Genomic DNA, 22,344 nt, shown 5'->3' with positions numbered 1-22,344 from the left:
CAATGGACTGAACCATGAGCCAAGTAGATTTCTATGTCCTGCCCACCGACGCCTTGTCGGCGCGGCTGGATTTCGCCTGCAAGCTGTGCGAAAAGGCCTGGCGCCTCGGCCACCGGGTGTACCTGCATTGCCAGGATGCGACCCAGCGTGGCGAACTCGACCAGCGCCTGTGGCAGTTCAAGGGCGAAGCATTCGTGCCCCACGACCTCGCCGAAGCGCATGCCGACGCCACGGTGGTGCTGGGCCTGGGCAACGATCCTGGCACGCATGACGATCTGTTGATCAACCTCAGCGCAGCGGTGCCGGAGTTTGTCGGCCGCTTCCAGCGAGTCGCTGAAATAGTCGTTGAGGAACCAACGATTCGCGAGGCTGCCCGAGAACGGTTCCGTTTCTACCGGGAACAGGGCTATGCTCTGCAGAATCACCGCCTACAGCGACTTTGACGACGATGGACAAGCACTCTCCCCGGCCCGACTCTGCTCATCTGCTCGACGACCTCGAGTCGATCCGCGAGCTGTTGGGCGATGCTGACCTGCAACCGCCGCTGCTGACCGATACGGTCGAGCAGATTCCCCTGCTACTCGATGAGCCTGCCGGCAACGCCCCGCCAGTGCTGACAGAACTGCAACCCGCCGAGGACGAGGACGACCCGCAGGCCCGCCGCCAGGACACCCTGCTGCGCCTGGATGCCGAGTTGCGCGCGGCCGCGCAGTTGATCATGCAGGATGTGATCAACGACTTTACCCCGCATATCGAAACCGAGATCAAACGCCGCCTGGATGCGCGCATAGAGCGATTGCTCAAGCGGCCCGAGTAACCATCGGTCTCAGTTATCTCAGTGATGGCCTCTATCGAGCTCGCCAATCTGGCTGCGATCCCCCTCGCAGCTTATCGCTTGAAGCTTGCGGCTCCGTTATACTTCTCGGCTTTCCCGAATTAATGCCTAAGGGTCCCGCCGCGCATGGATAAGACCTACCAGCCGCACGCCATCGAAACTTCCTGGTACAACACCTGGGAGTCCGAGAACTATTTCGCCCCACAAGGTGCAGGCGAGTCCTACACCATCATGATCCCGCCGCCGAACGTCACCGGCAGCCTGCACATGGGCCATGGTTTCAACAACGCGATCATGGACGCGCTGATCCGCTTCCGCCGCATGCAGGGTCGCGACACCCTGTGGCAGCCGGGCACCGACCACGCCGGTATCGCGACCCAGATGCTGGTCGAGCGCCAGCTCGAGGCCAAGGGCCAGAACCGTCATGACCTGGGCCGCGAGCAGTTCCTCGACAAGGTCTGGGAGTGGAAGGAACAGTCCGGTGGCAACATCAGCCGGCAGATCCGCCGCCTGGGTTCGTCGGTCGACTGGAGCCGCGAGCGCTTCACCATGGACGACGGCCTCTCCGACGCGGTCAAGGAAGCCTTTGTCCGCCTGCACGAAGACGGCCTGATCTACCGCGGCAAACGCCTGGTCAACTGGGACACCAAGCTGCACACCGCCATCTCTGACCTTGAAGTGGAAAACCACGACGAGAAAGGTCACCTGTGGAACCTGCGCTACCCGCTGGCCGACGGCGCCAAGACCGCCGATGGCAAAGATTATCTGGTAGTGGCCACCACTCGTCCGGAAACCCTGCTGGGTGACGCCGCCGTTGCCGTCAACCCGACCGACGAGCGCTACCAGGCGCTGATCGGCACCTTCGTCAAACTGCCGCTGGTCGGCCGCCTGATCCCGATCATCGCTGACGACTACTGCGACCCAGAGTTCGGCACCGGCTGCGTGAAGATCACCCCGGCCCACGACTTCAACGACTATGAAGTCGGCAAGCGCCACAACCTGCCGCTGCTGAACATCTTCGACAAGAATGCGCTGGTGCTGGCCAATGCCCAGGCGTTCAACCTCGACGGCAGCCTCAACGAGCAGATCGACACCAGCCTTCCCGCCCAGTACGCCGGTCTCGACCGCTTCGTCGCGCGCAAGCAGATCGTTGCCGACCTCGACGCCCAAGGCCTGCTGGTCAGCATCGACGACCACGCCCTGAAAGTGCCGAAAGGCGACCGCTCCGGCACCATCATCGAGCCGTGGCTGACCGACCAGTGGTACGTCTCCACCAAGCCGCTGGCCGAGCCTGCGATCGCTGCCGTTGAAGATGGCCGTATCCAGTTCGTGCCCAAGCAATACGAAAACATGTACTTCTCCTGGATGCGTGACATCCAGGACTGGTGCATCAGCCGTCAGCTGTGGTGGGGCCACCGTATTCCGGCGTGGTACGACGAGGCCGGTCAGGTCTATGTCGGCCGCAACGAGCAGGAAGTGCGCACCAAGCACAACCTGGGCAGCGATGTGGTCCTGCGCCAGGACGACGACGTGCTCGACACCTGGTTCAGTTCGGGGCTGTGGACCTTCTCCACCCTGGGCTGGCCGGAGCAGACCGAGTTCCTCAAGAAATTCCACTCCACCGACGTGCTGGTCACCGGTTTCGACATCATTTTCTTCTGGGTCGCCCGGATGATCATGCTGACCATGCACCTGGTGAAGAACGAGGACGGCACCCCACAGGTACCGTTCAAGACGGTCTACGTGCATGGCCTGGTCCGCGATGGCCAGGGCCAGAAGATGTCCAAGTCCAAGGGCAACGTGCTTGACCCACTGGACATCGTCGACGGCATCACCCTCGACGCCCTGCTGGAAAAACGCACCAGCGGCATGATGCAGCCAAAACTTGCCGAGAAGATCGCCAAGCAGACCAAGGCCGAGTTCCCCGAAGGCATCGCCAGCTACGGTACCGACGCCCTGCGCTTCACCTTCTGCTCGCTGGCCTCGACCGGGCGCGACATCAAGTTCGACATGGGCCGCGTCGAAGGCTACCGCAACTTCTGCAACAAGATCTGGAACGCCGCCCGCTACGTGCTCGACAAAGGCGAAGACTGCGGCCAGAACGGCGAAGCCTACGAGCTGTCGCTGGCCGACCGCTGGATCATCTCGCAGCTGCAGCGCACCGAAGCCGAAGTGACTCGCCAGCTCGAGCAGTTCCGCTTCGACCTGGCCAGCCAGGCACTCTACGAGTTCATCTGGAACCAGTACTGCGATTGGTACCTGGAGCTGTCCAAGCCGGTCCTGTGGGACGAGAACGCCCCGGTCGAACGCGCCCGCGGCACCCGTCGCACCCTGGTCCGGGTATTGGAAGTGGCGCTGCGCCTGGCGCACCCGTTCATGCCATTCATCACCGAAGAAATCTGGCAGCGCATCGCGCCGCTGGCTGGCATCGACGGCAAGACCATCATGCTGCAACCGTGGCCAGTGGCTAACGAGAGCCGTATCGACAGCGCTGCCGAAGGCGATATCGAGTGGCTGCAGAACTTGATGAACGGCCTGCGCAACATTCGCGCCGAGATGAACATCGGCCCGGGCAAGCCGCTGCCATTGTTCCTCAAGAACGCCAGTGCCGACGACCAGCGTCGCCTGCAGGAAAACGAAGCCCTGCTGAAGAAGCTGGCCAAGGTCGAGTCGTTCACCGTACTAGGCGAACAGGACGAAGCGCCACTGTCGGCCACCGCACTGGTGGGTGATCTGCAGGTGCTGGTGCCGATGGCCGGCCTGATCGACAAGGACGCTGAACTGGCGCGCCTGAACAAGGAGATCCAGCGTCTGCAGGGTGAAGTTCAGCGCGTCGGTGGCAAGCTGTCGAATGCTGCCTTCGTCGACAAGGCACCGCCTGCGGTGATCGACAAGGAACGCGCCAAGCTGGCTGAAGCCGAGCAGGCGCTGGCCAACTTCACCGAGCAGCATGCGCGGATCGCCGCACTGTAATCTGACACTGCTGACCTGACCGGCGAGGGCCTTGCCCTCGTTTCGCGACACAAGGCCGCTCCCACGGGGAACGCGTCGTTCGCCAGAGGCTCTGGTAGACACGCCTTTCCTGTAGGGGCGGCCTTGCTTCGCGATAGGGCTGCACAGCGGCCCCCGCCAGCAGCGACGCTCTACCGGAGTCTGCCATGACCCAGAAACCCACCCTGCACCCGAGAAACCGCCACCAGGGCCGCTACGACTTCCCCGCGCTGATCAAGGCCCACCCTGACCTGGCCCGCTTCACCATCACCAACCCCCACGGCAACCCCAGCATCGACTTCGCTAACCCCGAAGCCGTGCGGGTGTTCAACCGCGCCTTGCTCAAGGCCCAGTACGGCATCCAGCACTGGGATATCCCGGCTGACTACCTCTGCCCACCGATTCCCGGCCGCGCCGACTACATACACGTACTCGCCGACCTGCTCGCCGAAGACAACGCTGGGGAAATCCCCCGTGGCCCACAGGTGCGCGCACTGGACATCGGTGTAGGCGCCAACTGCATCTACCCGCTGCTCGGCCACAGCGACTATCGCTGGCGCTTCCTCGGCTCGGACATCGACCCGCAGGCCCTGGCCGCGGCCAAGGCCATCGTCCAGGCAAACAGCCTGAACAAGGCCATCAGCCTGCGTCAGCAGGCCAACAGCAAGCACATCCTCAACGGCCTGCTCGAGGCGGATGAGCGCTTCGACATCACCCTGAGCAACCCGCCCTTCCACAGCTCGCGCGACGAGGCCACCCGTGGCAGCCAGCGCAAGTGGAAGAACCTCGGTAAACAGGACCCCAAGCGCAAGCTGCCGGTGCTCAACTTCGGCGGTCAGAACAACGAGCTGTGGTGCGAAGGCGGCGAGATCCGCTTCGTCACCCAGCTGATCGCCGAAAGCCTCGCCTGCGCCCAACAGGTGCTGTGGTTCACCAGTCTGGTGTCCAAGGCGAGCAACTTGCCAGGGATCGAAGCCGCGCTGAAAAAGACCGGCGCCAAGGCCGTGCGCATCATCGAGATGGGCCAGGGCCAGAAACAAAGCCGCCTGGTCGCCTGGAGCTTCCATGACGACGCCGCCCGCCAAGCCTGGCACGCCCAGCGCCAAGGCAAAACGCAGGCGTAAAAAAACCGCGCCTGGGCAAGCCGGGCGCGGCTTTCACTGCAGTGTCGACAATTACTTGTTGACGGCGTCGGTCAGGACCTTGGCAGGTACGAACTTGACGACTTTCTTGGCAGCGATTTCGATGGCAGCGCCAGTCGAAGGGTTACGGCCGGTACGGGCAGGACGCTCGGAGACTTTCAGCTTGCCGATGCCTGGCAGAGTGATCTCAGCGCCGTTTTCCAGTTGATCGGCAACGATCTGGCCCAGTTGCTCCAGTGCATTGCGAGCGGTGGTTTTCGGCGCGTCGATTGCTTCGGCGATGTCGGCAATCAGTTGGTCTTTGGTCAGTGCCATGGTGGTGTTCCTTCCCTAAAAATTCAGAGGTTATGCAGCGTGCTACGTCGTTATCGGGCCAGCCCGAAACAATCCGGCGGGCCGCGCCAATCGCGTATGTAGATACGCAAATCGGTGTTTGGTTCGACACGACGCAAGCGAACTGCCAGCAATGCGCCATTCAAGGGGCGCAAGACGGCGCAAAGCTACCACAGGAACGGATAAATATCCGCTGCCAACGATGACTTTATGCAGGTTTTTCGGGGGTTTGGCCTGAAAACATCGAAAATTGAACAAAAAATCAACAACAGGCATTTACGCCAACTTCTGGCCACTGCATCACCCGATCTCTGGGTTAAACTTAGCGACTTTGCACAGCACCCTGTGGCCAACTGCCACGTGTGCCTCAACACCGCCGAGATTTCCCATGCCAATCCGTCACTGCATCGTTCACCTGATCGACAAGAAGCCCGATGGCAGCCCCGCCGTGCTCCATGCACGAGACCACGAGCTGGGCGCTTCGGACGCCATCGAAAACCTCCTGGCCGACCTCAACGACAGCTACAACGCCAAGCAAGGCAAAGCCTGGGGGTTCTTCCATGGAGAATCCGGCGCGTACCCGTTCAGCGGCTGGCTCAAACAGTACCTGGGCGACGAAAAAGACTTCACCGCCTTCAGCCGGATCGCCGTCGAGCACCTGCAGAAGCTGATGGAAGAGTCCAACCTGTCCACTGGTGGCCATGTGCTGTTTGCCCATTACCAACAAGGCATGACCGAGTACCTGGCCATCGCCCTGCTGCACCATAGTGATGGCGTGGCGGTGAACGCCGAACTCGACGTCACCCCGTCACGCCACCTCGACCTCGGTCAACTGCACCTGGCGGCGCGGATCAACCTGTCGGAATGGAAGAACAACCAGGCCTCCAAACAGTACATCTCGTTCATCAAGGGCAAGAACGGCAAGAAAGTCTCGGAGTACTTCCGCGACTTCATCGGCTGCCAGGAGGGTGTCGACGGCCCCGGCGAGACACGCACCCTGCTCAAGGCCTTCAGCGACTTCGTCGAGAGCGAAGACCTGCCAGAAGAGTCTGCCCGCGAGAAAACCCAGACCCTGGTCGACTACGCCACCAGCCAGACCAAGCTGGGCGAGCCTGTGGGGCTGGAGGAGTTGTCCAGCCTGATCGACGAGGAACGCCCCAAGGCCTTCTACGACCACATCCGCAACAAGGACTACGGCCTGTCGCCGGAGATACCTGCGGATAAGCGCACGCTCAATCAGTTCCGCCGCTTCACCGGGCGCGCCGAAGGCTTGTCGATCAGCTTCGAAGCGCACCTGCTCGGGTCGAAGGTCGAATACGACGAAGAGGCGGGCACGCTGATCATCAAAGGGCTGCCAACGCAGCTGATCGATCAGTTGAAGCGTCGCACGGACTGATTTCGGCGACGCTTGCACTACCTTGATAGGAGGCCACCAGTGCCTCCTTGGCCGACTTGCGCAGCTTCTTTACCAAGCGCTCCTGGCGCAGTGCTTCGGCCTTGTCCGGCCACTGCTCGACATAGACCAGCGCCTGTGCCGGACTGGTCTTGAAATAGCGCGCGCCCTGCCCTTTCTGGTGCTTGAGAAAACGCCGCTGCGGGTCATCGCTGATGCCGCAATACAGCGATCCATTGGCAGCGCGCACCAGGTACACGTACCACGGCTTGCAAGGCAGGTTGAGGGGAGTCTCGCTCACGGTTTCATTCATGCATCAGGAAGACGCGCCAGCTTAACCGCTCAGCGCGCCTGCTGGAACGTCCGCAAGCCCTTGAACGCTTGCTGGCGGACCTTGTTCTGCAGCATCGGTGTCCATCCCAGCAGTACGCCCGGCAGGCCCAGCGCCTGACGTGACCAGCGCCACAGGTCGAAATGATCGTGGTGCTCACGGATCAGTCCGTCACGAATCACGAAACGCGCTTGAATGTCATTGATCACGATGCGGCCGGTCTGGCTGAACAGGTAGGTCGCCACCCAGTGCGCGCTCGCGCTGTCGGCAGTGGCGCGGACCTGGTCGAAAGTCAGGCTGAAATCCTTGGCACGCGTGGTGAGCATGCGCCACATGTCACCCGCGTCCTGTCCACGCAGGGTGCCGAAGACGGGGTCGCTGAAGACGATGTCCGGGCTGTAGCAGGCGACCATCGCCTCGGCGTCCAGGCGCTGGAAGGCTTGGTAGAAGCGCGTGATCAGGGCTTGGTTGGCATCGCTCATGGCTGGGGTCCGTCCGGGTATCGAGAGCGGAACGATAATCTGCGCCGGGGCAAGATGCCATGCCCATTTGCGTCATGAATGCACCTTGCACCCCACATGACTGACATAAAACCTGCAAGCGCGAGTTTGCCCCGCGACAGGCCGTCAGAGACAACCGCTAAACCCGCTCGCTGCTGACCTGCACATGCAATGCCCGCCCCGCCTTAAGGCCAAACACGATAGCGCCCACGCCCAGCACGGCAAAGATCCAGCCCACCGCCGTCCAGCCACCGGTAAGGTCATGCACCAAGCCCACGGCAAACGGCCCCATCGAGGCCAGGGTGTAGCCAACCCCTTGGGCCATGCTCGACAGGTTTGCCGCCACATGGGCATCTTTGGAGCGCAGTACAATCAGGGTAAGCGCCAGGGCAAAGGTCCCGCCCTGCCCCAGTCCGAGCAGCACTGCCCAGCCCCACAAACCGGACATCGGCGCATACAGGCAGCCGAACAGCCCGGCCAAGGTCACCAGCATGACGATGACGATCGCCAGCCGCTGGTCCTTGCCACGGGTGGCCAGCCAAGGGGCGCTGAGCGAGCTGATCAACTGCACGATCACCGAACCCGAGAGCACCAGCCCGGCATCGGTCGGGCTCAGGCCACGGCCGATCAGAATCGACGGCAACCAGCCAAACACGATGTACGCCAACGACGATTGCAGGCCCATATACAGGGTCACCTGCCACGCCAGTGGATCACGCCACAGCCCGCGCACCTTGTAGGCCACCTTGTGCGCCCCGTGGCCCTGGCGCGCCTGCGGCAGCCAGATCAGCATGGCCAGCAACGCCGGGATCATCCAGAAGCCCAGGCCCAATGCCCAGCTACCGCCAAGCTGCTCGCTCAACGGCACGGTCGACCCCGCCGCCATCGCCGCGCCCAGGCACAACGCCATGGTGTAGACCCCGGTCAAAGTGCCGGCCTGGCGGGGGAAGTCACGCTTGACGATACCCGGCAGCAACACCCCGATGATGCCGATACTGGCGCCTGCCATCAGGCTGCCCAGAAACACCCCGGTCGCGCCAAAGGCACTGCGCACGACAATGCCCAGGGCCAGGGTCAGGAGAATCCCGAGGATCACCCGCTCGCTGCCAAAGCGCCGCGCCAGCACCGGCGCCAGCGGGGCGAACAGACCCAGGCACAGCACTGGCAGGGTGGTCAGCAGACCGGCCTGGGCAGCGCTCAGCCCGAGCCCCTCGGATACCTGGCCGAGCACTGGCGACATGCTCGACAGCGCCGGGCGCAGGTTCAGTGCCACCAAGACCAGGCCGAGCAACAGCAGCCAGGGCCGCGGTACCGCAGGAGGCTGCTGTTGCACCTGTTCGTCATCGGCTTCGGCGTCGATCAGCAGCTCGTCGAGTTGCGCTTCATGCGCAGTTTGCTTGGGTGTGCGTAATTCGTTCATGACCTTCTCGTTGTCAGGATTCGATGAGCGTCCGGCTCAGACACTTGGCCCGCTCCGGATCACGTTGCTCGATGGCTTCGAGGATCTGCCCGTGCAGGTCGAACACCGACTGGCAGCGCGGGACCTTGCTCATGTTGTGCTCGAGGGCGGCGGCCACCACGCCGGAAAAATAGCGGTACAACTCGCTCAGTGCCGGGTTGTGCGCGGCATCCACCAGGCGTTGGTGAAACACCAGGTCGCAGCTGACATAGGCATCGAGGTTGGCGTGAAAATGCGCAGCGCTGCCTTTGAGTGCCTCGCGCAGGCCGTGCAGGTCGGCCTCTGTGCGGCGCAGGGCTGCCAGGCCGATGGCCTCGGCTTCGAGGATGTGCCGGGTTTCGCGGGCCTGCTCGGGCGAGCAGCGGGACATCGCCAGTACTGCATGCAGCGGATCGACGCGGGTGCGCAGGTAACTGCCGTCACCCTGGCGGACTTCGACCAGGCCGCTGAAGGCCAATACGCGCATGGCTTCACGCACGGTGTTGCGGCTGATGCCGAGTTCGGTGGCCAGTTCTGGCTCGGTGGGCAGGCGTTGGCCGACTGCCCAGACGCCTTCGAGAATGCGTTGGCGGAGTTGGTCTACTGCGAGTTCTACCAGAGAACGCCGGACAAGTTCGGTTGCCATGTGGGGTTAATCACCCAATCATCCTATGAATTTATCGAGCTTACTTGAAATGGCCTGAAACAGAAAGACTCTGGGGGTGGGCTGGCACGAGCTTGAGTCGCACAAAATGAAGGTTTTTCGCGGATTGGGGGGGGCGATGGGGCTGGGGCTTGTGGGTTGGGGGCTTATCCATTTGATGTGGTGGCGCCACTGGCCCCTTCCGCCCTTACGGCGGGTCACTTTTTGGCAAACGCCCGGTGTGCCGGCCCAGCCAAAAAATAACCAAAAAGGTCTTGGCTCCGTCATCCGGCCCCTACGCTGCGCTTCGGGGTTCCCTCGCTCCGGTCTTGCTCCGGGAGGACCGCGCTGTACGGCCCATCCTGGGCCTCAGCGCTTTCCGGCCATCCATGGCCTCCACCTCCCTGCGCAAGACCTGCGCTCGGCCTCCTGAAGTCGCTGGTAGATCAAGAGCCAGATCAAGATCAACCGCCAGGGCAACGGCGGGCGAATCGCTGCGCTCTCGCTTTTGTTTATTTACCAGCGGATTTGTGGGGTGGCTGGCAGGGCTGCGCCCTGCGATTTGCATTGGCAGTACCGGCCTCTTCGCGGGACAAGCCCGCTCCTACAGGTATTGCACAGATTTTGAATTCGGCGCAGTACCGGCCTTTTCGCGGGGCATGTCGGATCGCCGCACCGCCGCCCCTACAGGGATTGCGCAAATTTTGAATTCGGCGCAAATCCTGTAGGAGCGGGCTTGTCCCGCGAAGAGGCCCGAATATCCACCACACCTGCCACTATCGAAGACAACGCCAGCCCAGGCGCCACCCGTAACTTCGCGACGTCAGGAGGCCGAGTGGAGGTCTTGCGCAGGGAGGTGGAGGCCATGGATGGCCGGAAAGCGCTGAGGCCCAGGATGGGCCGTACAGCGCGGTCCTCCCGGAGCAAGACCGGAGCGAGGGGACCCGCAGCGCAGCGAAGGGCCGGATGCAGGAGCAGGCGGTTTTTGGTTACTTTTTTCCAAGAAAAAAAGTGACCCCCACAATGCCTAAGCCAGCCAAGCCAAGCCAAGCCAAGCCAAGCCAACAGATCATGCCCCCCAACAATCCGCGAAGAACCAAAAAAAACGCCCGACCCGATATTCCAGGTCGGGCGCTAGGTGACTCACCGCAAGCCGTCAGCCTAACGCATCAATCAGCGCCTGATTCATCTCCGGCGTCCCCACGGTAATCCGCAAGAACTGAGCAATCCGCGTCTGCTTGAAGTGCCGCACAATCACCCCCTGCTCACGCAGACGGGCCGCCAATTGCGCCGCATCCTGCTGCGGATGACGGGCAAAGATGAAGTTGGCCGCCGAAGGCAGCACTTCAAACCCCTTGCCCTGCAGTTGCTCGACCAGTGCCTCGCGGCTGTCGATCACCTTGCGGCACGTTGCAGCAAAATACTCACGATCCTCGAACGCTACCGCCGCTCCAACAATCGCCATGCGATCCAGCGGATACGAGTTGAAGCTGTTCTTGATCCGCTCCAGCGCGTCGATCAGGTCGGGATGTCCCACCGCCAGGCCAACCCGCAAACCCGCCAGGGAGCGCGACTTGGACAAGGTCTGGGTAACCAGCAGATTGTCATAGCGATCAACCAGGCTGATAGCCGTCTCGCCACCGAAGTCGATGTACGCCTCGTCCACGACCACCACCGAGTCACGGTTGGCCCGCAGCAACTGCTCGACCACGTCCAGCGGCATCAGGCAGCCAGTCGGCGCATTCGGGTTGGGGAAAATGATCCCGGCATTGGGCTTGGCATAGTCTGCAATGCGAATCTGGAACTGTTCATCCAGCGCCACCTGCTCGAAGGGGATGCCGTACAGGCCGCAATACACCGGGTAGAAGCTGTAGCTGACGTCCGGGAACAGCAGCGGCGCGTCGTGCTGGAACAGGCCATGGAAAATGTGCGCCAGCACTTCGTCCGAGCCATTGCCAACGAACACCTGCTGCGCGGTTACGCCGTAGTACTCGGCCACGGCCTGCTTGAGCCGGTCACCGTTAGGGTCAGGGTACAGGCGCAGGTCATCGTTCAGCTCACCGCGCATGGCCTCCAGGGCCTTGGGCGAGGGGCCGTAGGGGTTCTCGTTGGTGTTGAGCTTGACCAGCTTGGTCAGCTTCGGCTGCTCACCCGGCACGTAAGGCACCAGGTCCTTGACGAAGGGACTCCAGAATCGACTCATGTTCAGTTCCCCTTGGTTTCGGTGAGGATGCGGTATTCGGCGCTGCGCGCGTGGGCGGTCAACGACTCGCCGCGGGCCAGCACCGAGGCAGTGTGGCCCAGCTCGGACGCGCCCTGCTCGGAGCAGAAGATGATCGACGAACGCTTCTGGAAGTCATACACCCCCAGCGGCGAAGAGAAGCGCGCAGTGCCCGAAGTCGGCAACACGTGGTTGGGACCGGCACAGTAGTCGCCCAGCGCTTCACTGGTGTGGCGACCCATGAAGATCGCGCCAGCGTGGCGAATCTGTGGCAGCCAGGCCTGCGGGTCGGCCACCGACAGCTCAAGGTGCTCAGGCGCGATACGGTTGGCGACTTCGATCGCCTGCTGCATGTCACGCACCTGGATCAGCGCGCCACGGCCATTGATCGACTTCTCGATGATCTCGGCACGCTCCATGGTCGGCATCAGCTTGTCGATGCTGGCGGCGACGCGGTCGAGGAACTCGGCATCCGGGCTGACCAGAATGGCCTGGGCGTCCTCGTCGTGCTCGGCCTGGGAGAACAGGTCCATGGCGATCCAGTCCGGATCGGTCTGGCCGTCACACACCACGAGAATCTCCGAAGGCCCGGCGATCATGTCGATCCCGACCTGGCCGAACACATGACGCTTGGCGGTGGCCACATAGATATTGCCCGGGCCGACGATCTTGTCTACCTGCGGCACGCTCTCGGTGCCGTATGCCAGGGCGGCAACTGCCTGCGCACCCCCGACGGTGAACACCCGGTCGACACCAGCGATGCACGCTGCGGCCAAGACCAGCTCGTTGAGCTCGCCGCGCGGGGTTGGCACCACCATGACCACCTCGCCTACCCCGGCGACCTTGGCCGGGATGGCGTTCATCAGCACCGAAGAGGGGTACGACGCCTTGCCGCCCGGGACATACAAGCCGGCACGGTCGAGTGGAGTGACTTTCTGGCCGAGCACCGTACCGTCGGCTTCGGTGTACTGCCAGGAGTCCTGCTTCTGCCGCTCGTGGTAGATGCGCACACGTTCGGCAGCCTTTTCCAGCGCTTCACGTTGGGCCGGGGTGATCCGGGTCAGGGCCAGCTCCAGGCGCTCACGGCCGAGGATCAGGTCATTGATCGACGTGGCCTGGACACCGTCGAAGCGCTGGGTGAACTCCACCAGCGCGGCGTCACCGCGCTCGCGCACGGCCTTGATGATGTCGAGCACGCGCTGGTTGACCGCGTCATCGGACACACTCTCCCAGCTCAGCAGATGATCCAGATGTCGGGCGAAATCCGGATCAGCGGCGTTGAGACGGGCAATTGCAGTGGACACGGTCATGGCGAGGGCCTCGAATAATAGCGAATGCTCAGGCGCCCAAGGCTACCAGTCGATCCGCGCGGGCACCTGAGAAAAATGGCTATGACGCGGATAGACGGGCGCGACAGCGGAGGTCGCGCGCAGAAGTCAGCCGCGGTGTCGCGATTCGACCGCTTGGCGCAGGGTGTCGATCAGGCTCTGGATGCGGGCGTGCTGCATTTTCATGGAGGCCTTGTTGACCACCAGGCGCGAGCTGACCATGGCGATCAGCTCTTGCGGCTCCAGGCCGTTGGCGCGCAGGGTATTACCGGTGTCGACCACGTCGATGATCTTGTCGGCAAGGTTGATCAGCGGTGCCAGTTCCATCGAGCCGTACAGCTTGATGATATCGACCTGGCGGCCCTGCTCGGCGTAGTAGCGCTTGGCTACGTTGACGAACTTGGTGGCGACGCGCAGACGGCCCTTGGGCTCTGGCGCACCGACCACACCGGCGGTCATCAGCTTGCAGCAGGCAATCTGCAGGTCCAGGGGCTCGTACAGGCCCTGGCCACCGTACTCCATGAGCACGTCCTTGCCAGCCACCCCGAGGTCGGCGGCACCATGCTCGACATAGGTCGGCACGTCGGTGGCGCGCACGATCAGCAGGCGCACGTCGTCCTGGGTCGTGGGGATGATCAGCTTGCGGCTCTTGTCCGGATTCTCGGTCGGCACAATACCGGCTTCAGCCAGCAATGGCAGGGTATCGTCGAGGATTCGGCCTTTGGATAGCGCGATGGTCAACATGGGAAACGTCGGTCCTTAAGCGGCTATAGCCGGCCGGGTTACAGACCCGACCGCTCGAAATTCAGTAGGCGCATCCTTGCGCCTGTCACAGATTAACCCGGTACGCGGCGGATCTTGGCGCCGAGCATCTGCAGTTTTTCTTCGATGCACTCGTAACCACGGTCGATGTGGTAGATGCGATCGATCAGGGTGTCGCCCTCGGCGACCAGCGCCGACAGCACCAGGCTGGCCGAAGCACGCAGGTCGGTGGCCATCACCGGAGCACCTTTGAGCGACTTGACGCCAGTGACGATGGCAGTATTGCCTTCGACCTGGATCTGCGCGCCCATGCGGTGCATCTCGTAGACGTGCATGAAGCGGTTTTCGAAGATCGTCTCGATCACTGCACCGGTGCCTTCGGCAATGGCGTTGAGCGAGATGAACTGCGCCTGCATGTCGGTCGGGAACGCCGGGTACGGCGCGGTCCGCAGGTTGACGGCCTTGGGCCGCTTGCCATGCATGTTCAGCTCGATCCAGTCTTCGCCGGTAGTGACATCGGCGCCGGCTTCCTTGAGCTTCTCAAGTACCGCTTCGAGGATGGTCGGATCAGTGTCCTTGACCTTGACGCGACCGCCGGTGACGGCAGCAGCGACCAGGTAGGTACCGGTTTCGATGCGGTCCGGCATGACCCGGTAGGTGGCCGAGTGCAGACGCTCGACGCCATCGATGGTGATGGTGTCGGTGCCAGCGCCCTGGACCTTGGCGCCCATGGCGATCAGGAAGTTGGCCAGGTCGACCACTTCAGGTTCGCGCGCGGCGTTTTGCAGTACGCTGCGGCCTTTGGCCAAGGCAGCGGCCATCATGATGTTCTCGGTACCGGTAACGCTGACGGTGTCGAAGAAGAAGTGCGCACCGCGCAGGCCGCCTTCAGGCGCCTTGGCCTTGATGTAGCCGCCTTCGACTTCGATCTTCGCACCCATGGCCTCGAGGCCACGGATGTGCAGGTCGACCGGGCGCGACCCGATCGCGCAACCGCCAGGCAGGGCCACTTCGGCCTCACCGAAACGCGCGACCATTGGCCCCAGGACCAGGATCGAGGCGCGCATGGTCTTGACCAACTCGTACGGCGCGACCAGGGTCTTGATCGTGCGTGGGTCGATTTCCACCGACAGCTTCTCGTCGATCACAGGCTCGATGCCCATGCGCCCGAACAGCTCGATCATGGTGGTGATGTCGTGCAGGTGCGGCAGGTTGCCGACCGTGACCGGGCCATCGGCCAGCAAGGTCGCTGCAAGGATCGGCAGGGCGGCGTTCTTCGCCCCGGAAATGCGGATCTCGCCATCAAGACGAGGGCCGCCAGTAATAATCAGTTTGTCCATAGGAATCTCGCCGCCAAGTAGGCTCAGGTGCGCTCAGCCCAGGCTGCGCTGCTGAAAAATTTCATGGTTACCGCGTGGATGCTGCCATTGGCAATCCATGGATTAAGGTGAGCATAGATCGCCTGTTGACGCTTTACCGGGCCCAGCCCAGCCAGCTCGTCGCTGATCACGTTCAACTGGAAGTTGCAGCCTTCGCCTTCAACTTCGACCCGGGTACCCGGCAATTTTTCTTCAAGGAAGCTCTTAACTTCTACAGCCTGCATGCTCAACCTCAATCGGCGCCCTGTGCGCGCGGGTCGGCCATCATACAAAAAAGCCCCTCGCCTGCGAAGCCCATGAACGGACGCGCTGACCGAGGGGCCTTTCACCTGTGCGGGCATTCAGCCCGCGAGTACTTCTTCCAGGTCATAGACCTCGGCGATTTCGCGCATGTCTTCAGGCATGCCGCGCAGTTCCCAGGACTTGCCTGCGGCCTGCGCGTCACGCATGAACGCCAGCAGCAACGACAAGCCGACACTGCTCGACTTGACCACTGCCGAGCAGTCCAGCACCAGCCGCTGCTCGCCGCTGGCACCGATCAGCGCCTTGCCTTCCTTGCGCAGGGCCGGGCCGCTGCGAAAGTCCAGCACGCCGGCCAGGCGCAATACGCCCGGCTCGGCCATGCTCACGCCGGCCTCACTCATTTGACGGTTTTCTCCGACGAGGTGTCGGCGGTCTGCTTGGCCTTGGCCACTTCGCCTGCCCAGCCGTCGATGGTCTGGTCCAGGTTGTTGCCGTTGCGCGACATGGCGTCGGCGAACTGGTCGCGGAACAGCTTGCCGATGTTGATGCCGTTGACGATGACGTTACGCACCTTCCACTCGCCATTGAGCTTGACCATGGTGTACTGCACCGGATAAACCGCGCCGTTGTTGCCAGTGACCTTCATGTTGACGCTGGTGCGGTCATCGGTCTCGGCCTTGGCCGGATCGACGGTAATGCCCTGGTTGTTGTACTCGAGCAAGGCATTGCCATAGAACTGCATCAGGCTGCGCTTGAAGTTCTCTTGAAAGCGCTGCATCTGTGCCGGCGTGGCCTTGCGCGAGTACTTGACGGTCATGATGCTCTTGGAAATGCCATCGGCATCGACCACCGGTCCAAGATTACTGTTGAGGGCATCGTAGAAGGCTTGCGGATCCGCCTTGTACTGATCCTTGTTGGTTTTGAGGTCGCTGAGCAGCCGCGTGGTGGTGGTCTGGATCACCTCATGGGCAGATTGCCCCGGGGCAGCCAGGGCCAGCAGGGGGAAGGCTGCCAGCAGGACCAGCAGGCCGCGTCGCAGGATCGAGATCATGGAAACTCCTTAGTTAGCTGGGTCGGCTTGTTTCGGTTCTTTGCCAACGGTATTGAGCAGGAACTTGCCAATCAGATCTTCCAGCACCAATGAAGACTGGGTGTCGTGAATGATGCTTTCATCCTTCAGCACCTGATCCTCGCCACCCACGCTGATGCCGATGTATTTCTCGCCGAGCAACCCGGCGGTCAGGATCGAAGCAGTGGAATCGACCGGCAGGTTGTCGACCTTCTTGTCCAGTTGCAAGGTCACCCGACCGGTGTAGGAATCGCGGTCAAGATCGATGGCCGTGACCTTGCCGATGGTCACACCGGCCATGGTCACTTTAGCTCTGACCGTCAAACCGGCGATATTGTCGAAGTACGCATAAACTTTATATGTATCGCTGCTCGGGCTGGCAGACAGCCCGCTGACACGCAGGGCCAGCAGGAGCAACGCCAGGATCCCGGCCAGGAGGAACAGGCCGACACCGATTTCCAGGGTGCGGTTTTGCATCAGAAATCTCCAAACATCAAGGCGGTCAGAATAAAGTCCAGACCCAGGACTGCCAACGAGGCATAGACCACGGTCTTGGTAGTGGCACGGCTGATCCCCTCTGAGGTGGGTTCGCAGTCATACCCCTGGAATACGGCGATCCAGGTCACGACGAAGGCAAACACCAGGCTCTTGGCCAGGCCGTTGAGCACGTCGTCGGTAAAGGAAACACTGTTCTGCATGTTGGCCCAGAACGAGCCTTCGTAGACGCCCAGCCAGTCGACCGCCACCCACGAACCACCCCAGATGCCGACCACGCTGAACAGCAGCGCCAGCAACGGCAGCGAAATGAAACCGGCCCACAGGCGCGGCGCAACGATGTACTTGAGCGGATCGACGCCGATCATTTCAAGGCTCGACAGCTGCTCGGTGGACTTCATGTTGCCGATCTCGGCGGTCAGCGCGGAACCCGCACGGCCAGCGAACAGCAAGGCAGTGACCACCGGGCCGAGTTCGCGCAGCAGGGTCAGGGCGACCATCTGCCCCACTGCCTGCTCCGAACCGTACTTGGTGAGAATGCTGTAGCCCTGCAGCGCCAGCACCATGCCGATGAACACGCCCGAGACGACGATGATCGCCAGCGACAACACACCGACCGAATACAGCTGTTTGACCAGCAACTGGAAGCCACCGCCAATGCCGCCACGACCGACCAGTGCATGGAACAGGAACAGGCACGAGCGGCCGAGCACTGCCACCACGTCGATGGCCGAGCGGCCGAGCAAGCGAACACGTTCGAGCAAGGATCTTCTGCGCATCAACGCGTCCCCAACAGATCGGCGCGGTAGTCAGGCGCAGGAAAATGGAATGGCACCGGGCCGTCCGGGTCACCCTTCATGAATTGACGGATCCGCGGGTTGTCCGAGCCCATCAGTTCGTCCGGGGTACCCTGGCCCAGCACCTGGCCGTCGCCGACCACATAGATATAGTCGGCAATGCTGGCCGTTTCGGCGAGGTCGTGGGAGACCACGATGCTGGTAATTCCCAGCGCATCGTTGAGCAGGCGAATAAGCCGCACCAGGACTCCCATGGCAATCGGGTCCTGGCCGACGAACGGCTCGTCGTACATCAGGATCTGCGGGTCGAGAGCAATTGCCCGTGCCAGCGCCACCCGCCGCTTCATGCCGCCGGACAGCTCGTCAGGCATGAGGTCGATGGCGCCACGCAGGCCGACCGCCTGCAGCTTCATCAGGACGATGTCGCGAATCATCTCTTCCGACAACTGGGTATGCACGCGCAGCGGGAAGGCGACATTCTCGAACACGTCGAGGTCGGTAAACAACGCACCGCTCTGGAACAACACCCCCATCTGCTTGCGCGCATCGAACAGATCGCCGCGCGACAAGGTCGGCAGATTTTGACCGGCCACCCAGACTTCGCCGCTGGACGGCCGCAACTGGGCGCCCATAAGGCGCAGCAAGGTCGTCTTGCCGCACCCCGATGGTCCCATGATGCCGGTGACCTTGCCGCGCGGGATGCGGATATCGACATCGCTGAAAATGCTGCGCGAACCGCGCTTGAAGGTGACGCCCTTCAACTCGACCGCGTAGGCGCTATCCACACTCATCTAGACTCCTTGCAATACAGCCTCGTCTCAATGGACGCCTGCCCTCATCGTGAAGGCACACACGCCCCCCGCGGGCCGAATAGCGGCGAACTATAGCACCGCAGCCATGCTCGCCCCAAGGCCATAGCCCGAGTCATTCAGGCCAGCGACAGGCTTGTGTGAACCGGGTGTGGCAATCGAAGGATGAGCCTTTGCCGCATTGCAGCTATAATCGGCGCCTTTCATCAGGCATTGCTTTTCGACATGAGCCAATCCAGCGAGCTGATCCTGTCCGCCCAACGCACCTTGCGCCTGGAAGTCGAGGCCGTCGAGGGCCTGTTGCCGCGAATCGACGACAACTTCGTCAAGGCCTGCCAACTGATCCTGGCCAGCAAGGGCCGGGTGGTGGTGCTGGGCATGGGCAAGTCCGGGCACATCGGCAACAAGATTGCGGCAACGCTCGCCAGCACCGGCACGCCGGCGTTTTTCGTGCATCCGGCCGAAGCCAGTCATGGCGACATGGGCATGATCACCCGTGACGATGTGATCCTGGCCCTGTCGAACTCTGGCAGCACCGCCGAGATCATGACCCTGTTGCCGCTGATCAAGCGCCTGGGCATTCAGCTGATCAGCCTGACCGGCAATCCGGACGCGCCCCTGGCGCAGGCGGCCGAGGTCAACCTCGACGCCCGCGTCGCCCAGGAAGCCTGCCCGCTGAACCTGGCGCCGACCTCCTCCACCACTGCCGCCCTGGTGTTGGGTGACGCGCTGGCGATCGCCCTGCTCGAGGCGCGCGGCTTCTCTGCCGAGGACTTCGCCTTCTCGCATCCCGGCGGCGCCCTTGGCCGTCGGCTGTTGCTGAAGGTCGAGAATGTCATGCACACGGGCACCGACCTGCCGCAGGTGCAACGCGGCACGCTGCTCAAGGACGCACTACTGGAAATGTCTCGCAAAGGTCTGGGCATGACCGTGGTGCTCGAAGCCGACGGCACGCTGGCCGGGGTCTTCACCGACGGCGACCTGCGTCGCAGCCTTGACCGTAATATCGATGTTCACACGACCCTGATCGACCAGGTGATGACCGTGCACGGCAAGACCGCGCGGGCCGAAATGCTCGCAGCCGAAGCGCTGAAGATCATGGAAGACCACAAGATTGGTGCACTGGTCGTGGTTGATGACAATGACCGCCCGACCGGCGCGCTGAACATGCACGACCTGCTCCGCGCCGGGGTGATGTAATGAAGAGTGACAAGATGACCCAAGACTTTATGCAACGCGGCAAGGCCATCAAGCTGGCGGTATTCGATGTCGATGGCGTGCTCACCGACGGCCGTCTTTATTTCCTCGAGGATGGCAGCGAATTCAAGACCTTCAACACCCTCGACGGCCAAGGCATCAAGATGCTCATGGCCTCGGGCGTGACCACCGCGATCATCAGCGGGCGCAAGACACCGGTGGTCGAGCGCCGTGCGAAAAACCTCGGCATCCCTCACCTGTATCAGGGCCGTGAGGATAAACTGGTGGTGCTGGACGGCCTTCTCGCCGAACTCGGCCTAAGCTATGAGCAAGTCGCCTATCTGGGCGACGACTTGCCAGACCTGCCGGTGATCCGCCGTGTAGGCCTGGGCATGGCGGTCGCCAACGCCGCGCCGTTCGTACGCCAGCACGCACATGGCGTGACCCAGGCACGCGGTGGCGAAGGTGCCGCACGCGAATTCTGTGAACTGATCATGCAGGCCCAGGGCACCCTGGACGCTGCCAACGCCAATTACCTGTAAGGCCGCACATGTTCAGCAAGAAAGCCAAAAACATCGCACTGTCCAGTGTGATCGCCGCCGTGCTGGTGGCGGTCGGCTACTGGAACATCAGCCCCGAGAGCTTCCTCGACAAGCCGGTAGCCCAGACCGACGAGAACGCCATCGACTACTACGCGATCAACGCCCACAGCGTGCAGTTCCTGCCCGATGGCAAGATGCAGTATGAAATGACCGCGGACAAGGTCGAGCATCTCAAGGCCACCGAGGTGACCCTGGTGACCACTCCCGACCTGCAGATGTACCGTGGCACCGAGTTCCCCTGGCATGTGCAGAGCGTGCGCGCCGAGGTCAACCCGGATGGCAGCGAAGTCGAACTGATCGACAAGGTGCGGGTCGCACGTACTGACGAGAAACAGCGTGAAACCATCATTACCACGACCCGCATGACTGTGTTCCCGCAGAAGCAATATGCGCAGACCGAGCAAGCCGTTAGAATCGACGGCTTCGGTGGCACGACTACGGGTACCGGAATGAAAGCGTATTTGAAAGACGGCAGGATGGACCTGCTGTCCAACGTAAGAGGACAGTATGAGGCTCGTTAAAACACTCCCCTTTTTGCTCAGCCTGAGCGCAGCACTGGGAAGCGCGAGCGCCTTGGCCCTGCCGACCGATCGTGACCAGCCAATTCGTATCCAGGCCGACGACGCTCACCTGGATGACAAGCAAGGCGTGGCGACCTACAAGGGCGATGTGATCATCACCCAGGGCTCGATGAAGATCACCGGCAACACCGTGACCATGACCCGCGCCACCAATGGCGACATCGACGTGGTGACCTCGGTGGGCAACCTGGCCTACTTCGAGCAACAGCAAAGCGCCGACAAAGCCGACAAGATGAAGGGTTGGGCGGTAACCATTCAGTACCAGGCGCAGAAGGACACCATCATCCTCACCGACCGCGCCAAGGTCGAGAACGAAGGCAACACCACCGAAGGCGAGAAAATCGTCTACAACACCAAGTCGCAGGTGGCCACCGCCGGCACCTCCAGTGGCGCCGCCTCCACCAAGCGCCCGCGCATCGACATGGTGATCCAGCCGAAGAAGAAGGCCGAGTAAATGGCAACCCTCAAAGCCCAGCATCTGGCCAAGAGCTACAAGAGTCGGCAGGTGGTTCGCGACGTCAGCCTGTCCATCGACAGCGGCCAGATCGTCGGCCTGCTTGGCCCTAACGGCGCCGGCAAGACGACCTGCTTCTACATGATTGTCGGTCTGGTCCAGGCCGATCAGGGCCGCGTACTGATCGACAACCAGGATGTCAGCCACCAGCCGATGCACGGACGTGCACGCGCCGGCATCGGCTATCTGCCGCAGGAAGCCTCGATCTTCCGCAAACTGTCGGTAGCCGACAACATCATGGCGATCCTCGAGACCCGCAAGGAACTCGATCGCGAAGGCCGTCGCAAGGAGCTGGAAAGCCTGCTGCAGGAATTCCACATCAGCCACATCCGCGACAACCTGGGCATGAGCCTCTCCGGTGGCGAACGCCGCCGTGTCGAGATCGCCCGCGCCCTGGCCACCGCACCGAAGTTCATCCTGCTGGACGAACCGTTTGCCGGTGTCGACCCGATTTCCGTGGGCGACATCAAGCAGATCATCCACCACCTCAAGGCCAAGGGTATCGGTGTGTTGATCACCGACCACAACGTCCGCGAGACCCTGGATATCTGTGAAACCGCCTACATCGTCAACGACGGTCAATTGATCGCTGAAGGCGATGCCCAGACCATCCTGGCCAATGAATTGGTCAAGGAAGTCTACCTGGGTCACGAGTTCCGACTCTGACTCAGGCTTTGCCAGAGCACTGGCAAATCGGCCTCATTGAGGCTTAAGTGTTACAGTGCTCTAGGCAAACGCTAC

General features: G+C 62.1%; 25 protein-coding genes. 10 read left to right on the top strand and 15 right to left on the bottom strand.

Annotated features, from left to right (window positions below):
• Positions 1 to 14 precede the first annotated feature (14 nt).
• The 4 genes from J3B00_RS07540 (at position 15) to rlmF (ending at position 4,950) form a co-directional block, all read left to right on the top strand.
• On the top strand, positions 15 to 443 hold the full coding sequence (locus tag J3B00_RS07540; protein WP_209866220.1) for a DNA polymerase III subunit chi: 429 nt from the start codon (positions 15 to 17) through the stop codon (positions 441 to 443).
• Between the two features lie 5 nt (positions 444 to 448).
• Positions 449 to 817 (top strand): DNA polymerase III subunit chi, encoded by a 369-nt coding sequence (locus J3B00_RS07535; protein ID WP_209866217.1) that lies wholly within the window; start codon positions 449 to 451, stop codon positions 815 to 817.
• Positions 818 to 961: 144 nt separating this feature from the next.
• Positions 962 to 3,808, top strand: a complete 2,847-nt coding sequence (locus J3B00_RS07530; RefSeq protein WP_209866214.1) for a valine--tRNA ligase — start codon at positions 962 to 964, stop codon at positions 3,806 to 3,808.
• Positions 3,809 to 3,993: 185 nt separating this feature from the next.
• Positions 3,994 to 4,950 carry a 23S rRNA (adenine(1618)-N(6))-methyltransferase RlmF gene (rlmF, locus tag J3B00_RS07525; RefSeq protein WP_209866211.1) on the top strand — a complete coding sequence of 319 codons (957 nt, stop codon included), beginning with the start codon at positions 3,994 to 3,996 and terminating at the stop codon, positions 4,948 to 4,950.
• 51 nt (positions 4,951 to 5,001) lie between these two features.
• Here rlmF and J3B00_RS07520 read toward each other — a convergent pair whose 3' ends face one another.
• Positions 5,002 to 5,283, bottom strand: coding sequence for an HU family DNA-binding protein (locus J3B00_RS07520; protein WP_029613585.1), 282 nt, complete (start codon positions 5,281 to 5,283; stop codon positions 5,002 to 5,004).
• A gap of 406 nt (positions 5,284 to 5,689) precedes the next feature.
• On the opposite strand from J3B00_RS07520, the gene yejK reads away from it, so the two are divergent.
• A complete protein-coding gene (gene yejK / locus J3B00_RS07515; protein WP_209866208.1) occupies positions 5,690 to 6,697 on the top strand; it encodes a nucleoid-associated protein YejK in 1,008 nt (335 codons plus the stop codon).
• On the opposite strand, the gene J3B00_RS07510 is transcribed toward yejK, so the two are convergent.
• The 14 genes from J3B00_RS07510 to J3B00_RS07445 all read right to left on the bottom strand — a co-directional run bounded on the left by J3B00_RS07510 (position 6,645) and on the right by J3B00_RS07445 (position 18,691).
• Positions 6,645 to 6,995, bottom strand: a complete 351-nt coding sequence (locus J3B00_RS07510) for a GIY-YIG nuclease family protein (protein WP_348635932.1) — start codon at positions 6,993 to 6,995, stop codon at positions 6,645 to 6,647. The genes yejK and J3B00_RS07510 overlap by 53 nt on opposite strands.
• A gap of 41 nt (positions 6,996 to 7,036) precedes the next feature.
• Positions 7,037 to 7,507 carry a nuclear transport factor 2 family protein gene (locus J3B00_RS07505; RefSeq protein WP_209866202.1) on the bottom strand — a complete coding sequence of 157 codons (471 nt, stop codon included), beginning with the start codon at positions 7,505 to 7,507 and terminating at the stop codon, positions 7,037 to 7,039.
• A 157-nt stretch (positions 7,508 to 7,664) separates the two neighbouring features.
• Positions 7,665 to 8,945, bottom strand: coding sequence for a CynX/NimT family MFS transporter (locus J3B00_RS07500; protein ID WP_209866200.1), 1,281 nt, complete (start codon positions 8,943 to 8,945; stop codon positions 7,665 to 7,667).
• 13 nt (positions 8,946 to 8,958) lie between these two features.
• Complete coding sequence (locus J3B00_RS07495; RefSeq protein ID WP_209866198.1) at positions 8,959 to 9,609, bottom strand: FadR/GntR family transcriptional regulator; 651 nt, start codon at positions 9,607 to 9,609, stop codon at positions 8,959 to 8,961.
• A gap of 1,153 nt (positions 9,610 to 10,762) precedes the next feature.
• A complete protein-coding gene (hisC, locus tag J3B00_RS07490) occupies positions 10,763 to 11,809 on the bottom strand; it encodes a histidinol-phosphate transaminase (RefSeq protein ID WP_209866196.1) in 1,047 nt (348 codons plus the stop codon).
• Positions 11,810 to 11,811: 2 nt separating this feature from the next.
• The gene (gene hisD, locus J3B00_RS07485) at positions 11,812 to 13,137 is read right to left on the bottom strand and encodes a histidinol dehydrogenase (RefSeq protein WP_209866194.1); all 1,326 of its coding nucleotides are present in this window, start codon (positions 13,135 to 13,137) and stop codon (positions 11,812 to 11,814) included.
• A 126-nt stretch (positions 13,138 to 13,263) separates the two neighbouring features.
• Positions 13,264 to 13,899, bottom strand: coding sequence for an ATP phosphoribosyltransferase (gene hisG / locus J3B00_RS07480; protein ID WP_101316884.1), 636 nt, complete (start codon positions 13,897 to 13,899; stop codon positions 13,264 to 13,266).
• Between the two features lie 92 nt (positions 13,900 to 13,991).
• Entirely contained in the window at positions 13,992 to 15,257 is a 1,266-nt protein-coding gene (gene murA, locus J3B00_RS07475; RefSeq protein WP_119145509.1) for a UDP-N-acetylglucosamine 1-carboxyvinyltransferase, read from the bottom strand.
• A 23-nt stretch (positions 15,258 to 15,280) separates the two neighbouring features.
• Positions 15,281 to 15,520: a BolA family protein gene (locus J3B00_RS07470; RefSeq protein WP_209866192.1), complete on the bottom strand. Its 240-nt coding sequence runs from the start codon at positions 15,518 to 15,520 to the stop codon at positions 15,281 to 15,283.
• A gap of 117 nt (positions 15,521 to 15,637) precedes the next feature.
• Complete coding sequence (locus tag J3B00_RS07465) at positions 15,638 to 15,940, bottom strand: STAS domain-containing protein (RefSeq protein ID WP_119145508.1); 303 nt, start codon at positions 15,938 to 15,940, stop codon at positions 15,638 to 15,640.
• Positions 15,937 to 16,590 (bottom strand): ABC transporter substrate-binding protein, encoded by a 654-nt coding sequence (locus J3B00_RS07460; RefSeq protein ID WP_209866190.1) that lies wholly within the window; start codon positions 16,588 to 16,590, stop codon positions 15,937 to 15,939. The genes J3B00_RS07465 and J3B00_RS07460 overlap by 4 nt, the downstream gene beginning before the upstream one ends.
• Positions 16,591 to 16,599: 9 nt before the next feature.
• Complete coding sequence (gene mlaD / locus J3B00_RS07455) at positions 16,600 to 17,085, bottom strand: outer membrane lipid asymmetry maintenance protein MlaD (protein ID WP_209866187.1); 486 nt, start codon at positions 17,083 to 17,085, stop codon at positions 16,600 to 16,602.
• Positions 17,085 to 17,882 carry a lipid asymmetry maintenance ABC transporter permease subunit MlaE gene (mlaE, locus tag J3B00_RS07450; RefSeq protein ID WP_119145503.1) on the bottom strand — a complete coding sequence of 266 codons (798 nt, stop codon included), beginning with the start codon at positions 17,880 to 17,882 and terminating at the stop codon, positions 17,085 to 17,087. Before mlaE ends, mlaD begins: the two co-directional genes overlap by 1 nt.
• Positions 17,882 to 18,691, bottom strand: coding sequence for an ATP-binding cassette domain-containing protein (locus tag J3B00_RS07445; RefSeq protein ID WP_209866184.1), 810 nt, complete (start codon positions 18,689 to 18,691; stop codon positions 17,882 to 17,884). The genes mlaE and J3B00_RS07445 overlap by 1 nt, the downstream gene beginning before the upstream one ends.
• A 243-nt stretch (positions 18,692 to 18,934) precedes the next feature.
• Here J3B00_RS07445 and J3B00_RS07440 point away from each other — a divergent pair, with 243 nt between their 5' ends.
• Genes J3B00_RS07440 through lptB form a run of 5 tightly spaced genes read left to right on the top strand, consistent with a single transcriptional unit; the run spans position 18,935 to position 22,269 of the window.
• A complete protein-coding gene (locus J3B00_RS07440) occupies positions 18,935 to 19,909 on the top strand; it encodes a KpsF/GutQ family sugar-phosphate isomerase (protein WP_209866180.1) in 975 nt (324 codons plus the stop codon).
• Positions 19,910 to 19,923: 14 nt separating this feature from the next.
• Positions 19,924 to 20,448 carry an HAD family hydrolase gene (locus J3B00_RS07435; protein WP_209866177.1) on the top strand — a complete coding sequence of 175 codons (525 nt, stop codon included), beginning with the start codon at positions 19,924 to 19,926 and terminating at the stop codon, positions 20,446 to 20,448.
• A gap of 8 nt (positions 20,449 to 20,456) precedes the next feature.
• Positions 20,457 to 21,029 (top strand): LPS export ABC transporter periplasmic protein LptC, encoded by a 573-nt coding sequence (lptC, locus tag J3B00_RS07430; protein ID WP_209866174.1) that lies wholly within the window; start codon positions 20,457 to 20,459, stop codon positions 21,027 to 21,029.
• Positions 21,016 to 21,543 carry a lipopolysaccharide transport periplasmic protein LptA gene (gene lptA / locus J3B00_RS07425; protein WP_209866171.1) on the top strand — a complete coding sequence of 176 codons (528 nt, stop codon included), beginning with the start codon at positions 21,016 to 21,018 and terminating at the stop codon, positions 21,541 to 21,543. The genes lptC and lptA overlap by 14 nt, the downstream gene beginning before the upstream one ends.
• Entirely contained in the window at positions 21,544 to 22,269 is a 726-nt protein-coding gene (gene lptB / locus J3B00_RS07420) for an LPS export ABC transporter ATP-binding protein (protein WP_209866168.1), read from the top strand.
• The last annotated feature ends 75 nt before the right edge of the window (positions 22,270 to 22,344 follow it).

This window comes from Pseudomonas sp. BP8 (assembly GCF_017875955.1).
Lineage (GTDB): Bacteria > Pseudomonadota > Gammaproteobacteria > Pseudomonadales > Pseudomonadaceae > Aquipseudomonas.
Note: the sequence above shows the minus strand (reverse complement) of the source record. Positions and strands in the feature narration are given on the sequence as shown.

Excerpts from the sequence above, each read along its gene's own strand:
- hisD (WP_209866194.1), bottom strand. The coding sequence starts at position 13,137 with ATGACCGTGTCCACTGCAATTGCCCGTCTCAACGCCGCTGATCCGGAT.
- rlmF (WP_209866211.1), top strand. The coding sequence starts at position 3,994 with ATGACCCAGAAACCCACCCTGCACCCGAGAAACCGCCACCAGGGCCGC.
- J3B00_RS07445 (WP_209866184.1), bottom strand. The coding sequence starts at position 18,691 with ATGAGTGTGGATAGCGCCTACGCGGTCGAGTTGAAGGGCGTCACCTTC.
- J3B00_RS07465 (WP_119145508.1), bottom strand. The coding sequence starts at position 15,940 with ATGAGTGAGGCCGGCGTGAGCATGGCCGAGCCGGGCGTATTGCGCCTG.
- lptC (WP_209866174.1), top strand. The coding sequence starts at position 20,457 with ATGTTCAGCAAGAAAGCCAAAAACATCGCACTGTCCAGTGTGATCGCC.
- mlaD (WP_209866187.1), bottom strand. The coding sequence starts at position 17,085 with ATGCAAAACCGCACCCTGGAAATCGGTGTCGGCCTGTTCCTCCTGGCC.
- J3B00_RS07530 (WP_209866214.1), top strand. The coding sequence starts at position 962 with ATGGATAAGACCTACCAGCCGCACGCCATCGAAACTTCCTGGTACAAC.
- hisC (WP_209866196.1), bottom strand. The coding sequence starts at position 11,809 with ATGAGTCGATTCTGGAGTCCCTTCGTCAAGGACCTGGTGCCTTACGTG.
- J3B00_RS07440 (WP_209866180.1), top strand. The coding sequence starts at position 18,935 with ATGAGCCAATCCAGCGAGCTGATCCTGTCCGCCCAACGCACCTTGCGC.
- mlaE (WP_119145503.1), bottom strand. The coding sequence starts at position 17,882 with ATGCGCAGAAGATCCTTGCTCGAACGTGTTCGCTTGCTCGGCCGCTCG.
- J3B00_RS07535 (WP_209866217.1), top strand. The coding sequence starts at position 449 with ATGGACAAGCACTCTCCCCGGCCCGACTCTGCTCATCTGCTCGACGAC.
- J3B00_RS07500 (WP_209866200.1), bottom strand. The coding sequence starts at position 8,945 with ATGAACGAATTACGCACACCCAAGCAAACTGCGCATGAAGCGCAACTC.
- J3B00_RS07460 (WP_209866190.1), bottom strand. The coding sequence starts at position 16,590 with ATGATCTCGATCCTGCGACGCGGCCTGCTGGTCCTGCTGGCAGCCTTC.
- yejK (WP_209866208.1), top strand. The coding sequence starts at position 5,690 with ATGCCAATCCGTCACTGCATCGTTCACCTGATCGACAAGAAGCCCGAT.
- J3B00_RS07495 (WP_209866198.1), bottom strand. The coding sequence starts at position 9,609 with ATGGCAACCGAACTTGTCCGGCGTTCTCTGGTAGAACTCGCAGTAGAC.
- murA (WP_119145509.1), bottom strand. The coding sequence starts at position 15,257 with ATGGACAAACTGATTATTACTGGCGGCCCTCGTCTTGATGGCGAGATC.
- J3B00_RS07520 (WP_029613585.1), bottom strand. The coding sequence starts at position 5,283 with ATGGCACTGACCAAAGACCAACTGATTGCCGACATCGCCGAAGCAATC.
- J3B00_RS07470 (WP_209866192.1), bottom strand. The coding sequence starts at position 15,520 with ATGCAGGCTGTAGAAGTTAAGAGCTTCCTTGAAGAAAAATTGCCGGGT.
- J3B00_RS07505 (WP_209866202.1), bottom strand. The coding sequence starts at position 7,507 with ATGAGCGATGCCAACCAAGCCCTGATCACGCGCTTCTACCAAGCCTTC.
- hisG (WP_101316884.1), bottom strand. The coding sequence starts at position 13,899 with ATGTTGACCATCGCGCTATCCAAAGGCCGAATCCTCGACGATACCCTG.
- J3B00_RS07540 (WP_209866220.1), top strand. The coding sequence starts at position 15 with ATGAGCCAAGTAGATTTCTATGTCCTGCCCACCGACGCCTTGTCGGCG.
- lptA (WP_209866171.1), top strand. The coding sequence starts at position 21,016 with ATGAGGCTCGTTAAAACACTCCCCTTTTTGCTCAGCCTGAGCGCAGCA.
- J3B00_RS07435 (WP_209866177.1), top strand. The coding sequence starts at position 19,924 with ATGACCCAAGACTTTATGCAACGCGGCAAGGCCATCAAGCTGGCGGTA.
- lptB (WP_209866168.1), top strand. The coding sequence starts at position 21,544 with ATGGCAACCCTCAAAGCCCAGCATCTGGCCAAGAGCTACAAGAGTCGG.